This is a genomic window from Paraburkholderia fynbosensis (assembly GCF_902859935.1).
GTDB classification, from domain to species: Bacteria; Pseudomonadota; Gammaproteobacteria; order Burkholderiales; family Burkholderiaceae; genus Paraburkholderia; species Paraburkholderia fynbosensis.
The window spans coordinates 87063-100842 of the sequence record NZ_CADIKI010000022.1 but is presented as its reverse complement, the minus strand read 5'-3'; the positions used below and the strand labels follow the sequence as shown (position 1 = coordinate 100842).

At 63.3% G+C, this 13780-nt stretch carries 9 protein-coding genes and 1 pseudogene; 7 read left to right on the top strand and 3 right to left on the bottom strand.

The annotated features are described in order from the left end of the window. Positions 1-27: 27 nt before the first annotated feature. Positions 28-405, bottom strand: coding sequence for a BON domain-containing protein (locus HV770_RS29840; protein ID WP_175165131.1), 378 nt, complete (start codon positions 403-405; stop codon positions 28-30). A 338-nt stretch (positions 406-743) separates the two neighbouring features. Between HV770_RS29840 and HV770_RS29835 the strand changes: the two genes are divergently transcribed. After that, a complete protein-coding gene (locus tag HV770_RS29835) occupies positions 744-1637 on the top strand; it encodes an IclR family transcriptional regulator (RefSeq protein WP_246291295.1) in 894 nt (297 codons plus the stop codon). Between the two features lie 34 nt (positions 1638-1671). On the opposite strand, the gene HV770_RS29830 is transcribed toward HV770_RS29835, so the two are convergent. Continuing rightward, positions 1672-3483, bottom strand: coding sequence for an acyl-CoA dehydrogenase (locus HV770_RS29830; RefSeq protein WP_175165129.1), 1812 nt, complete (start codon positions 3481-3483; stop codon positions 1672-1674). A gap of 266 nt (positions 3484-3749) precedes the next feature. On the opposite strand from HV770_RS29830, the gene HV770_RS29825 reads away from it, so the two are divergent. The 6 genes and pseudogenes from HV770_RS29825 (at position 3750) to HV770_RS29800 (ending at position 12441) form a co-directional block, all read left to right on the top strand. Beyond that, positions 3750-4523 (top strand): SDR family oxidoreductase, encoded by a 774-nt coding sequence (locus tag HV770_RS29825; RefSeq protein ID WP_175165128.1) that lies wholly within the window; start codon positions 3750-3752, stop codon positions 4521-4523. A gap of 101 nt (positions 4524-4624) precedes the next feature. After that, positions 4625-5848 (top strand): acyl-CoA dehydrogenase family protein, encoded by a 1224-nt coding sequence (locus tag HV770_RS29820; RefSeq protein ID WP_175165127.1) that lies wholly within the window; start codon positions 4625-4627, stop codon positions 5846-5848. A 155-nt stretch (positions 5849-6003) separates the two neighbouring features. Further along, positions 6004-7725 carry a long-chain fatty acid--CoA ligase gene (locus HV770_RS29815; RefSeq protein ID WP_175165126.1) on the top strand — a complete coding sequence of 574 codons (1722 nt, stop codon included), beginning with the start codon at positions 6004-6006 and terminating at the stop codon, positions 7723-7725. Further along, positions 7722-9277 (top strand): annotated as a pseudogene (locus HV770_RS29810) (class I adenylate-forming enzyme family protein). The gene HV770_RS29815 and the pseudogene HV770_RS29810 overlap by 4 nt, the downstream one beginning before the upstream one ends. Before the next feature lie 58 nt (positions 9278-9335). Beyond that, positions 9336-10241 (top strand): SDR family oxidoreductase, encoded by a 906-nt coding sequence (locus tag HV770_RS29805; protein ID WP_175165125.1) that lies wholly within the window; start codon positions 9336-9338, stop codon positions 10239-10241. A gap of 274 nt (positions 10242-10515) precedes the next feature. Then, positions 10516-12441 carry an SMP-30/gluconolactonase/LRE family protein gene (locus HV770_RS29800; protein ID WP_175165124.1) on the top strand — a complete coding sequence of 642 codons (1926 nt, stop codon included), beginning with the start codon at positions 10516-10518 and terminating at the stop codon, positions 12439-12441. Positions 12442-12540: 99 nt separating this feature from the next. On the opposite strand, the gene HV770_RS29795 is transcribed toward HV770_RS29800, so the two are convergent. Then, positions 12541-13725, bottom strand: coding sequence for an ABC transporter substrate-binding protein (locus HV770_RS29795; protein ID WP_175165123.1), 1185 nt, complete (start codon positions 13723-13725; stop codon positions 12541-12543). Positions 13726-13780: the final 55 nt, after the last annotated feature.

Below are 13780 nucleotides of genomic sequence, written 5' to 3'. Positions count from 1 at the left end.
GTCGTCATCCGGTCAGGCTCGGGGCGTTCAGCTCCCGCCACCGCCGCCGCTGCGCACGCCAATCGTGATCCGGTTGGTCACCGAAGTCACGCCAGGAACACCCTTCGCCGCATCTTCCGCCTGCTGGATCTGGGTGCCCTGGGGCACGGATCCGGTCAGCGTCACGGCGCCGCCTCGCGCCCGCACGAACACGTTCGAGACGTTGAAGCCCGGCGTTTTGGCCAGCGCGCGTCGGACGTCACGGCCCAGCTTGCGGTCCATCTGGCGAGTCGATTTGGTATTGGCGGCCGGGGGCGACTCAGTGGCGGCCGGCGGCGCGGCGTCGCTCGCCTGGGCATAGGCGCTGGACGCGGTTGCTACACACAATGCAATACCGAGCGCCTTCAAAAGATTGACTTTTTTCATGTTTTCTCCATCCTCGATAAGTTGATGTCGCTTCGTTGCATGCAAAAAACCGCGCGCTGGCGAGCCTCTCCTGGCCCGCGGGGAGTACCTGTATTCTGGAATTGCCCTACCGCGCTCCCGGCGCGCTTAAACAATACTCCAGCCCACGCGCTCATGCTGGAAAAACTGGCGCCGGTGCCGCTTCGCGTGACATGGCCGTGGCCACGGACTTGACTCGTCAACAGTCCGCATTAAATGCGCTTCATATTTCAGACTATAATTTCGCAGCCCGGTCACCCTCGATCGGGGCTCACGGTGAGTCCTTCAGATACAGCCGTTTCGCGGGAGCGCGTTCCGTTTTGAGCAAAACCCAATACAGCCCAATCGATCATCCCATCGAGGCCCCGAGCGCCGACGATGCGGCGCAAAGCACGGCTTCAGCGGCGCGTGGGCCCGCGGTCCTCGCAAGCCGCACCGCGCACGAGGCGCATAAGGACGACCGGCACTTCGTCACGGCGCTCGCACGAGGGCTCGAAGTGCTGGCGTGTTTCCGCTCCGGCGACAAATCGTTGAGCAACCAGGAACTGGCATTGCGTTGCCGATTGCCGAAATCGACGGTATCGCGCCTCACTCATACGCTGACGCTGCTCGGCTATCTGATCCATCTGAAAGAGAGCGGCAAGTACCGGCTCGGCACGGCATCGCTCGCGCTCGGCAGTGCGATGCTGGCGCGCCTCGACGTGCGCAAGATCGCGCGGCCCGTGATGCAGGAACTGGCCGACATCTCCGGCGCCACGGTGTCGCTCGGCACGCGCGACCGGCTCTCGATGATCTACGTGGAAAATTGCCGGGGCTCGGTGGCGCTCACACTGACGCTCGAAGTCGGCTCGCGCATTCCGGTCGCGACTTCGGCGATTGGGCGCGCATGGCTCGCGGCGATTCCCGAGCACGATCGTCTCAGCTTCATGGAGCAGGTGCGCGAACTCGATCATATCGCGTGGCCGAAGACGCGTCGGGGCATCGAGAAAGCGCTCGACGATTACCGCACGCTCGGTGTCACGACGTCGTTCGGCGACTGGCAGAAAGACGTGAACGGCATTGCGCGCGCGTTTCAGCCGGGCGGCGAATTGCCGATCATGGCGATCAACGTGGGCGGGCCGTCGTTCAAACTGTCGAAGGAATTTCTGCTGGAAGAAGTGCGGCCACGTCTGATCGATGTGGTCACGCAACTCGAAATCGCGCTGTCGCACTGAGCCGTAGCGCGTTTCCGGCCGAAACATTTGCCGGCTAAAACCATTGCGGCGCCATGCCGAGCGTGGTGTCGTCGAGACTGCGCAGCGTCGCGAGCATCAACGCCACGCGCGGCAACTCCCAACGGAAGAACCACTGGCACGCGTGCAGTTTGCCGCGATAGAAGTCCGCGTCTGTCTCCGCTTCGCTGCGTGCACCAGCTAGCGCGGCGCTTGCGACGACCGCCTGCCTCAGCCACGTCCACGCAATCACGATATGGCCGAATGCTTCGAGAAAAGCGTTCGCGTTGGCGAGCGCGCGTTCGGTTTCTCGAGCGAGTGCAGGCAGCAGCGCTTCGACGGTCGCGTTCAGATCGCGCCATGCATCGCCGAGCGCATTTGCGTGCGCATGCAGGCGCTCGTGGGTGCGCGCTGCGTCGATCGTGCGCTGGATCTCATGGCCAAGCAGCGCGAGCGCCGCGCCCTGTTTCATCATGACTTTACGGCCCAGCAAGTCGATCGCCTGAATGCCGTGCGTGCCTTCGTGAATCATGTTCAGCCGGTTGTCGCGATAGAACTGTTCGACCGGGTACTCGCGCGTATAGCCGTAGCCGCCGTGAATCTGGATCGCGAGGCTGTTCGCTTCCAGACACCACTGCGACGGCCACGATTTCACCACCGGCGTCAGCAGGTCGAGCAGCAGGCCCGCTTCGGCGCGTGCGGCATCACTCTCGCCGGTGTGCTGTTCGTCGACGAGGCGCGCGGCGTACAGGCATAACGCGTATGCGCCTTCCACATAGGCCTTTTGTGCGAGCAGCATGCGGCGCACGTCGGCATGTTCGATCAGCGGCAATTGCGGATCGAGCGGATTCTTGTTGTCGGGCCGGCGACCTTGCGGTCGCTCGCGCGCGTAACCGAGCGAGGCCAGATAGCCGCGATAGCCGAGCATCGCGGCGCCGAGGCCCACGCCGATGCGTGCCTCGTTCATCATGTGGAACATGGTGGCGAGGCCGTGATGCGGTTCTCCCACCAACTCGCCGATACATTCGCCGTGTTCGCCGAACGACAGCATCGTCGAGGTCGTGCCGCGCCAACCCATCTTATGAATCAGTCCCGCCAGGGCGACGTCGTTGCGCGCGCCGAGGCTGCCGTCGTCGTTGACGTGATACTTCGGCACCGTGAACAGCGAGATGCCTTTGACGCCCGGCGGGCCGCCCGGAATGCGCGCGAGCACGAGATGAACGATGTTCTCGCTCAATTCGTGATCGCCGGCCGAGATGAAAATTTTGTTGCCTCGAATCGAATAGGTGCCGTCTTCGTTCGGCGTCGCGGTGGTGGCGAGATCGGAAAGGCTGGAGCCCGCTTGCGGTTCGGTCAGCGCCATCGTGCCGAATGCGCGGCCTTCGAACAGCGCCTGCAGGTACTTGCGCTTTTGCGCTTCGCTGCCGAAGCGTTCGATCACGTTCGCATTCGCGGTGGTCAGCATCGCGTAAGAGGATGTGGCGATGTTGGCGCTCTTGAAGAGCGACAGGCACGCCAAAGCAATCAGCGACGGCAACTGCATGCCGCCCCATTCGTAGTCTTTGCCCGCGGCGAGAAAACCGGTGGCGCGCAGCGCGTCGAGCGCGTCTTTTACTTCGCCGGGCAGTGTGACCCGTTGACCATCGAATTGCGGTTCATGCTCGTCGAGCAGGCGGTTGTGCGTCGCGAATTTTTCGACGGCCACTGCATGTGCGGTATCGAGCGCCGCGAGGAAGGTCTCGCGGCTGTGATCGGCATGGCGCGCACGCCGCGTGAGCGTCTCGGCCTCGAGTACTTCGAATAGCTGGAATTCCAGATCACGCGTATTGATGATCAACGCATCTTGCATGAAAGAAGCCTCGTCCAAAGATAATCCGCTATGCAGAACAAACGACGGCACGCACGCGAGAAGAGCAGCTTTGCGCCTCCGCATAAGTCAGTCGAAAGGCGCGCTATGCGGGTAAGTCCTGATGATCCGCACATCAACGATGCGTGTCAGTTTATAACGAAAGTGAATGAGCGTGCTTTTATTTACACGCCGAATTTCGGCACGTATGATGGTCAGAAAATACGGAATTCAAATCTGCATAGCAGAACACATGGAGGAGCGAGACGATGGCTGTGAAGGAACTGTTTCAACTGGACGGCAAGGTTGCGCTGATCACCGGCGGCTCACGCGGCCTCGGCCTGCAAATGGCCGAAGCGCTCGGCGAAATGGGTTGCCGCGTCGCGATCACCGCGCGCAAGGCCGATGAACTCGCCGAAGCGAAGACCCATCTGCACGGCTGCGGCATCGAGGTGCTGACCGTGGTGAACGATCTGCAACGCTTCGAGGGCATCCCCGGTCTCGTCGATGAAGTGCTAAGGCTGCATGGCCGCATCGACATTCTCGTGAACAACGCCGGCGCGACGTGGGGCGCACCCGCTGAAGACTATCCCGATGAAGCGTGGCACAAGGTGATGAACCTGAACGTCAACGCGCCGTTTTTCGTCGCGCGTGAAGTCGGCAAGCGCAGCATGATCCCGCGGCGCGCGGGCAAGATCATCAACATCGCGTCGGTGGCGGGACTCAAAGGTTCTCCGCCGGGCATGAATACGATTGCGTACAACACGTCGAAGGCCGCAGCGATCAATTTCACGCGGGCACTGGCCGCGGAATGGGGCAAGTACAACATCAACGTCAACGCTATCTGCCCGGGCTTTTTCCCGTCGAAGATGTCGGCGGGACTGCTCGACAAGCTCGAAGACACGATCGTGTCGCGCACGCCTTTGCAACGTCTCGGCGGCGGCGAGGATCTCAAGGGGCCGGTCGTGTTTCTCGCGAGCGAAGCGTCGCGGCACATCACCGGCCAGCACTTCGCGGTGGACGGCGGGTCGATCATCGTCTGAGTCATCGTCCGGCGACGGACACACCGTTCCGTTTCAGAACGCAGCCGCTCGCCAGACCGTGCGAGCGCGCTGCGCGTACGTATAAAACCAGGAGACGCTGCATGGATTTTCAGCACTCGGACAAGGTCAAGAGTTTGCAGAAGCGCCTGAATGCTTTCATGGACGAGTACGTCTATCCGGCCGAAGCCGTTTTCGATGCGCAGATGGATGCCGCGCGCGAATCCGGCAATCGCTGGCAACCGGCGCCGGTGATCGAGCAACTGAAAGAGCAGGCGAAGGCCGCCGGATTGTGGAACCTGTTTCTGCCCGAGTCGAAATACGGCGCCGGGCTCACGAACCTCGAATACGCGCCGTTGTGCGAAATCATGGGGCGCTCGCACATCGGTGCGGAGCCGTTCAACTGTTCCGCGCCGGACACCGGCAACATGGAAACGCTGGTGCGTTATGCGAGCGTCGAGCAGCAACAGCAATGGCTGCTGCCGCTGCTCGATGGCACGATCCGCTCGGCATTCGCGATGACGGAGCCCGAGGTGGCATCGTCGGATGCGACCAGCATCGAGGCGCGCATCGTGCGCGACGGCGATCACTACGTGATCAATGGCCGCAAATGGTGGACCTCGGGCGCAAACGACCCGCGCTGCCAGATCCTGATCTTCATGGGCAAGTCGAATCCCGATCATCCGAACCGGCATCAGCAGCAGTCGATGATCCTGGTGCCGATGGCCACACCGGGCGTCAAGGTGCTGCGTCATCTGCCGGTGTTCGGCTACGACGACGCGCCGCACGGTCACGCCGAAATCGCGTTCGAGAACGTGCGTGTACCCGCGAGCAACATGCTGCTCGGCGAAGGGCGCGGCTTCGAAATCGCCCAGGGCCGGCTCGGACCGGGGCGCATCCATCACTGCATGCGTCTGATCGGACGCGCCGAACGCGCGCTCGAAGCGATGTGCCGACGTTCGCTCGATCGCGTCGCGTTCGGCAAACCGATCGCGGAGCAGGGCGTGACGCGCGAGCGGATCGCCAACGCGCGCATCATGATTGATCAGACGCGCTTTCTCGTGCTCAATGCCGCGCACAAGATGGACACGGTCGGCAACAAGGACGCGCGCCAGGAGATCGCGATGATCAAGGTGGCCGCACCGAATATGGCCTGCCAGGTGATCGACTGGGCGATGCAGGCGCACGGCGGCGGCGCGCTCAGCGATGACTTCGGCCTCGCGCGTGCCTATGCGAGTTCACGCACGCTGCGTTTTGCCGACGGCCCGGACGAGGTGCATCGCAATGCGATTGCCAAGATGGAGCTTGGGCGTTATCTCGCAGGTTGAAGACACGCATCAAGCGCCGCCGCGCCGTGCATCGCGACGCATTGGCCGGCTCACCAGCCGAAGCACGAGCGCAGCCCTACGCGCCCGCGCGGCGAACACGAACGAAGCGCGCAGCAACAGTGAAGCGCGCGCCGACAGTCAAGCAGGAGACGCTCATGAACGAACGCCATCACGCGCATTGGCCGCCGCAAGTGCCACTGCATCTGACGCTGCCCGAGACCAACATTTTCTACAACGCCGAGGTCTCGGCGGCGCGCTTTCCCGCCAAGCCGTTTATTGTTTTTTACGACACGCCGGTGTCATTCGCCGAGTTCAAGGACGAGGCCGAGCGCATCGCGGGCTTCTTGCAGCAGGAGTGCAACGTGAAAGCGGGCGACCGCGTGCTGCTCTACATGCAGAACAGCCCGCAATGGATCATCGCTTACTACGGCATTCTGCGGGCCAACGCGGTGGTCGTGCCGGTCAATCCGATGAACATGAGCGCCGAACTGGCGCACTACGTCGAGGACAGCGGCGCGACCACGATCATCGCGCCGCAATGCCTGTTCGCAAACGTCGAGCCGTTGATCGGCAAGGGACCGGGCCAGGGGCTCGAACACGTCATCGTCGCAACGTATAGCGATTATCTGAAGCGGCCATCGCCGATCGCCGTGCCCGAATTCGTCGCGGCGCCGCGCAAACACTTCAATGTGGATGGCGTGACTTCATGGCAAGCCGTGCTCGATCTCCACATCGCGCCAGGCCCGCTGACCGCGGGCGCCGACGATCTGTGCGTGATGCCATACACGTCCGGCACGACCGGCAAGCCGAAGGGCTGCATGCACACGCATCGCAGCGTGATGAGCACGCTGCTCGGCGGCTGCGTGTGGTTCGCGGCGCCTGCCGACGGGGTTTATATTTCGGTGCTGCCGTTCTTTCACGTGACCGGCATGCAGGGCGGCATGAACAGCGCGGTGTTCTCCGGCGCGACCATCGTCGTCCTGCCGCGCTGGGATCGCGACGCGGCCGCGCTATGCATGCAGAAATATCGCGTCACCGCGTGGCAGTCGATTTCGACAATGATGGTCGACTTTCTGTCGAACCCGAGGCTGGGCGAATACGACCTGTCGAGCCTGAGCGGCGCGCGCGGCGGCGGCGCGGCGATGCCGGACGCGATCGCGCGCAAGCTCAAGGCGCTCACCGGCCTCGATTACGTCGAAGGCTATGGTATGTCGGAGACGATTGCCGGCACGCACATCAATCCGCCGCATCGTCCAAAACCGCAGTGCCTGGGCATTCCCGTGTTCGACGTGGACTCGCGCGTGATCGACCCGGTCACGTTGCAGGAACTGCCGCAAGGGGAGACCGGCGAGATCGTCGTGAACGCGCCGCAGGTGATGCGTGGCTACTGGCGCAATCCGCAAGCGACCGCCGAGGCGTTCATCGAACTCGACGGCAAGCGCTTTCTGCGTACCGGCGACCTCGGGCATATCGACGAGGACGGCTACTTCTTTATGACCGACCGCCTCAAACGGATGATCAACGCATCCGGCTACAAGGTCTGGCCGGCCGAGGTCGAAGCGTTGATGTACCGGCATCCGGCAATTCACGAGGTGTGCGTGATCGGCGTCAAGGACGAGAAGCGCGGCGAGACCGTGAAGGCGCTGGTGGTGCCCGATGCGGCGCATGCAGGGAAGATTGCCGCGCAGGAGATCATCGACTGGGCGCACGAGCAGATGGCAGCGTACAAGACGCCGCGCATCGTCGAGTTCGTCACGTCGTTGCCGAAGTCGGGCAGCGGCAAGATTTTATGGCGCGTGTTGCAGGAAGAGGACGCCGCGCGTAACGCCGCGTCGTGTGGTAAGGCAGACAACGGCGATGGAGGCGCGGCGCGATGACATGGCTCGATACTCTGCAGGACGAACCGTTCGTGTGCATCACCGATATGTTGCGCCGCTTCGGTAGGGAGCGCGGCGAGCATCCGGCGTTGATCTGCGCAGACGAAGTGCTCAGCTACGCGGCGCTCGATGCGCGCGTCGACCGGTTTGCCGCCGCGTTGCAGCGCGACGGCATCCAGCCGCGCGATGCGATTGCGTTGTGCGCGGCCGCATCGGTTGACTACGTGGTGGCGTTTCTCGGCGGCTTGCGCGCGGGCGCGGCGGTCGCGCCGCTCGCGCCGTCGTCGAGCGCGGCGAGTCTCGTCGGCATGATCGGCAACTCGGGTGCGCGGCTGCTGTTCGTCGATGCAGAGGTCAAGCGTGCGCTCGAACCGGTCGCCGCACAAATCGACGCGACGCCGATCGCACTCGACGCTCACGCGGACAGCGCCGCGCTCGACGCGTGGCTCGCGCCGCCGCGCGCGACGCCCGCGGCAGTGACGATCGATCCGGCGTGGCCGTTCAACATCATCTACTCGTCCGGCACCACGGGCACGCCGAAGGGCATCGTGCAATCGCACGGCATGCGCTGGGCGTACGCGGTGCGCAGCATTCAGCGCGGCTACGGACCCGACGCGATCACGCTGATTTCCACGCCGTTGTATTCGAACACCACGCTCGTGAGTTTCATGCCGACGCTGACCTTCGGCGGCACCGTCGTGCTGATGCCGAAGTTCGAGACCACGCGCTATCTGGAGCTCGCGCAACGGCATCGCGTGACGCACACGATGCTCGTGCCGGTGCAGATCAGCGCCTGATGGCGCATCCGGATTTCGACCGTTACGACCTGTCCAGCTCCCAGGCCAAGTTCTGCACCAGCGCGCCGTTCGCAGCGAGCATCAAGGCGGACGTGGTGCGCCGCTGGCCCGGCAGGCTGACCGAGTACTACGGAATGACCGAAGGCGGCGGCTCGTGCCAGCTGGAAGCCGACGAATGGCCGGGCAAGCTGCATTCGGTCGGCCGGCCGATGCAAGGGCACGACATCCGGCTGATCGACGAGTTCGGCAACGAGGTGCCGGCGGGCGAGGTGGGCGAGATCGTCGGCCATTCGCCCGCGATGATGTCCGGCTACTACCGGCAGCCCGACAAGACCGCGCAAGCGCAGTGGTACGACCCGAGCGGCAAGCGCTTCATTCGCACCGGCGACATGGGCCGCTTCGACGAGGACGGCTTTCTGACGCTGCTCGATCGCAAGAAGGACATGATCATTTCGGGCGGCTTCAACGTGTATCCGAGCGATCTGGAAGCAGAAGTGAGCCGGCATCCCGACGTCGCGGAAGTGGCCGTGGTCGGTGCGCAATCGGAGCAATGGGGCGAGACGCCGGTTGCGTTCGTGGTGCGCGCCGCGCATGCACGGATCGACGCCGACACGCTGCTGGCCTGGGTCAATGCGCGGCTCGGCAAGATGCAGCGGCTCTCGGCGCTGCGCTTTGTCGACAGCTTGCCGCGCAGTGCGATCGGCAAGGTGCTCAAGCGTGAGTTGCGTGACCGGTTTTATCCTGCCGCGGGTTAGGGCAGGTGGCTGGTGCAGGCGCTTTATCAACCGATATCAGCTGGCAATGGGACGACGCATGGACAATTTCGCAGACAAGGTTGCGGTGATCACCGGCGCGGGGTCCGGCTTCGGTCGTGAGTTCGCGAGGCTCGGCACGAAGCTCGGCATGCGGCTCGTGCTGGCCGATGTGCAGCAGGACGCACTCGACGAAACTTTCGCCGAGGTGAGCGCGGCCGGCGCGCAGGCTGTCGCGCGTCGCGTGGATGTGGCGAAGGGCGACGAGGTCGATGCGCTCGCGCGCGCCACGCTCGACGCGTTCGGCGGCGTGCATCTGGTGTTCAACAATGCGGGCGTGGGCGGCAGCGGGGGACTCGTGTGGGAGAACACCGAGCGCGATTGGCAATGGCTGCTCGGCGTCAATCTGTGGGGCGTGATTCACGGCGTGCGCGCGTTCACGCCACTGATGCTGGAGGCGGCGCGACGCGATGCCGGTTATCGCGGACACATCGTCAACACCGCGTCGATGGCGGGCCTGCTCAATCCGCCGATGATGGGGCCGTACAACGTGTCGAAACACGCAGTGGTTTCGTTGACGGAGTCGCTGTATCAGGATCTTTCGCTGGTCACGCGGCAGGTGGCGTGCTCGGTGCTATGTCCGTACTTCGTGCCGACGGGGATTGCGCACGCGCAGCGTAACCGGCCGGCGGAACTCGCCAACGATGCGCCGCCGACTTTGTCGCAACGCGTGTCGCGCGCGTTGAGCGAGAAGGCGGTGAGCTCGGGGAAGATCAGCGCTGAGCAAGTTGCTGCGATGGTATTCGATGCGATTCGTGCAGAGCGGTTTTATATCTATTCGCATCCGAATGCGCTGGGTGCGGTGAAGACGCGTGCGGAGGATATCGTGACGGCGTGCAATCCGACGGATCCGTTTGCCGAAAGGCCGCAGGTCCGGGAGCAGATTGCGGGGGCGTTGAAGGGGTGAGGGGCGTCGTTTTCCGCTTCAAAGAACGCCCATACGACGAAGACTGGTCTTTGCGCCAGCAGACGAATCAACGGGCAGTTTTCACGAATGCTTGGTGAACGAAGGGCAACGACAAAGGGAAGGCCCTTTCTGCCACGCAATCCTTGCCGATTTCCACTTCAGCCGATTTTTTTCAGATATTTATTGTCTGACTAATGCATTTTTTTCTCGGATACTCGGCATTCCATCCCGCGCTCCCATGTGACTGACGCCCCGCCGTCAGGACACATCACCCATGATCAATAAACGAATTCATGCCGCATTCGTGGCCGCCGTGACAACGCTGCTCGCACTCATTGCGCCATCCTCTCAGGCGCAATACACCACCGACTGGCTCGCCAACACCGCCGGAACCCTTGCCGCCCACGTGGGCAACGCGGCTCGCTCGATGTGGGTGGCGCCCGAAGGCGTCATCTATACGGCATCGCTGTGGGACGAGAACGAAGGGGGCGTCGCGATCTACCAGAACGGCAAGGCGATCGGTTCCATCGGCATCAACAGCGAGTTTCAGGGCGGTGCCATTACCGGCAATGCCACGTCGATCTTCACGCCCTTGCAGTTCGGCACCTCGGCCGGTACGGGCTCGATAGGACGATACAACCGTGTGACGGGCCAACGCGATCTCGTCATCTCCGTTAGCGTGTGGAACGCCGTTGCCCGGGGCGATGTGATCACCGGACTCGCGACCTCGGGCTCGCTCCTCTATGCGAGCGACATATTCAGCAATCGCGTCCGGGTCTTCACGACCGATGGCGTCTGGCAGCGGGACATCAGCGTGTCGAGTCCCGGCGCACTCGCGGTCGATGGCGCGGGCAATCTCTGGGTGGCCCGCAAGAGCGCGGGCACGGTGGTCGAATTCGGTCCGACCGGCAACGTGTTGAACACCATTCAGATGGGCGCCGCCTCGCGGCCTTCCGCGCTCTATTTCGATGCATGGTCCGGGCAATTGATGGTCGGCGATGAAGGCCCCGACATGAACATCAAGCTGTACAACATCGCGGGTACGCCAACGCAGGTCGGCACGTTCGGCGTGCAGGGCGGTTACCTCGACACGACCACCGGCATCAAAGGCCAGGTCGGTGACAAGCGTTTCACGCGCGTCGTGGGCATCGGCAGGGACGCCGCCGGCAATCTGTACGTGCTCGACAATCCATGGGGCGGCGGCTGGGACCTGGGCCGCAACGGCGCCACCGACCTGCATGCCTACGACAGCGCGGGCAATGTGCAGTGGAAGCTTCAGTCTCTGAACTTCGAGGGAGTCGCCGCGCCGGACCCGCTCACCGACGGCGCCTACTTCTATGGCGGCAGCCACATCTACACCGGCACCGCGGGCGGCACCTTCGTCGCGAACACGATCGACCCGTTCAGCTATCCGTCCGATCCGCGCCTCAACATGAACGACACCCAGCGCGACGAGCATTTCGGTCAGCTCGTCGCGGTCGGCGGAAACCGGATTCTCGTGGCGTCAGGCCAGAACCCCGGTATCTTCTACTTCTTCCACTTCAACGCGGCGAACGGTTACATCGCCATACCGGACGCATCGATTCCGGGGCCCGCGTTCAATACGAATCTGCAGGTCACGGGCGGATTCTGCATCGACAGCCGGGGCGACGTCTGGGCGGGCCTCGACCGGACGAACCACATCTACCATTACCCGCTGACCGGCTTCGATGCCAATGGCAAGCCGAGCTGGGGGCCCGCCATCACGATCTCCACGCCGCAGAGCATCCGGCCGCTGACGCGCATCATCTATCTGCCGGAAAGCGACACCATGATCCTTGCGCAGGGCATAGCGGGCAGCTGGGACTGGACGGCCATACAGACGAGAATCGAGGTGTATCACGGCTGGAGCGCGGGCAACACCACCAGGCCGGACCCGGTGATCAACATCCCGAGCGCCAATCCCAAGTCGATGACGGCGGCCGGCAACTATCTCTTCCTCGGCTACGTGCACACCGTACCGAACATCGACGTTTTCAATCTCACGACGGGCAGCCTCGACACCACGCTGATCAACACGAGCCCGGGTACGGTGGATGTCGGTAACGACGTGGATTCGATGTATGGGCTCAGGTCGTACCTGAGATCGACCGGCGAATATGTGATCACGAAAGACAACTACAACGGCTCCAGCATCGTGGTTTATCGCTGGACGCCTTGATCGCGTCTTTCGGGTTTCGAACCGCGGTGTTTCGGGCTTCAGATACCGACAGGCGCCATATCTCACACGGCGCCTGTCTCGCACATCAGCAGTAGAGCCTCACTTCGCCGCCGTCAGCGAACTCAACGCCGCCGACTTCAACTGCCCACCCTGAACCACCGCCGCCAGCGGATTACCGATCACGAATCCACCCTGAGCATCGACGCCGGTCACGCTTTGCGGATTGTTTTGCGGCGGCAGCGCCTTCACGGCCTTGTCGAACTGGTTGCGGATCGCGCTCGCGTCGCTGACGGTGCCGGCCATTTTCATCGCAAGCGCCGTCGCATAGACCGCCGTGTAATTCAGCGACACTTCCTGGCTCGGGTCGCGGCCACCATGACTCTTGCGGAAGCGTTCGACAAAGGCCTTCGCGTTCGGCGTGTCCTCATTAGCGAGCGGCAGCACGCCGATCGAGCCGTTCAGCGGCGCATAGCCGCTCGTCACCTTGGCGACTTCGTCGAGCTTGGCCTGATCCATCACGATGAAGCCGCCCTTGAAGCCCAGTTCGCGTGCCTGCTGGGCGACGAGGCCGGTCGGCTCCGAGGGCCCGCCGATGAACATCACATCCGGTCTGGCCGCGAGCACGCGGCTCACGCCGCTATAGAAATCGGTCGCGCGGTTATACGACATCGCGTTATCGGCCACGATCGTGCCGCCGGCCGCCTCCCACGCGGGCTTGAACGCGGCCACCCAGACCTTGCCGTAGTCGGTATCGGTCGCGGCCAGCGCGGCCTTCTTGCCGTAGGTCGTCATTTCATACTTGATGAACGAATTCAGATACGACGTGAAGGCGGGTGGAATCCGTATGGTCAGTTTGTTGCCGCGTTCGCTGATCTGCGGAACGCTCGTGTAGGACAGCAACAGCAGCTTCTGCTGCTCGTTGCTGGTCTGCACCGCGAAGCCGCCGCCCGAATGCGGCACGAGCACCACCGCGGCCTGCTGTTCCTGCGCGAGACGCCGCGCGTTGATCGCGGTTTCGCTGGGGTTGTACTTGTCATCGAGCGCGACGACTTCGAATTTGATCTTCTTGCCGGCCACGTCGATGCCGGCCTGATTGACGTCGGCGGCGGCCATCTGCATGCCGTCGAGCACTTCCTGGCCGTACTTCGCCGCGCCTCCGCTCAGCGGCCCCGAGAAGCCGATGTGCACCACCTGCTGCGCCATCGCGGCGCCCGTGCTCATCAACGCGGTCGTGGCGACGGTTGCCATGACCGCGGCGAGGCCGCGCAAGCGTTTGATCGTCATATGTGTCTCCTTCAATGTTGGAATGCGTGGGCGCTGACCGCGCGCGGGCAACGCA

Bases quoted from the DNA above. Each gene is read 5' to 3' on its own strand.
- HV770_RS29825 (WP_175165128.1), top strand. From the start codon at position 3,750: ATGGCTGTGAAGGAACTGTTTCAACTGGACGGCAAGGTTGCGCTGATC.
- HV770_RS29840 (WP_175165131.1), bottom strand. From the start codon at position 405: ATGAAAAAAGTCAATCTTTTGAAGGCGCTCGGTATTGCATTGTGTGTA.
- HV770_RS29830 (WP_175165129.1), bottom strand. From the start codon at position 3,483: ATGCAAGATGCGTTGATCATCAATACGCGTGATCTGGAATTCCAGCTA.
- HV770_RS29805 (WP_175165125.1), top strand. From the start codon at position 9,336: ATGGACAATTTCGCAGACAAGGTTGCGGTGATCACCGGCGCGGGGTCC.
- HV770_RS29800 (WP_175165124.1), top strand. From the start codon at position 10,516: ATGATCAATAAACGAATTCATGCCGCATTCGTGGCCGCCGTGACAACG.
- HV770_RS29815 (WP_175165126.1), top strand. From the start codon at position 6,004: ATGAACGAACGCCATCACGCGCATTGGCCGCCGCAAGTGCCACTGCAT.
- HV770_RS29795 (WP_175165123.1), bottom strand. From the start codon at position 13,725: ATGACGATCAAACGCTTGCGCGGCCTCGCCGCGGTCATGGCAACCGTC.
- HV770_RS29820 (WP_175165127.1), top strand. From the start codon at position 4,625: ATGGATTTTCAGCACTCGGACAAGGTCAAGAGTTTGCAGAAGCGCCTG.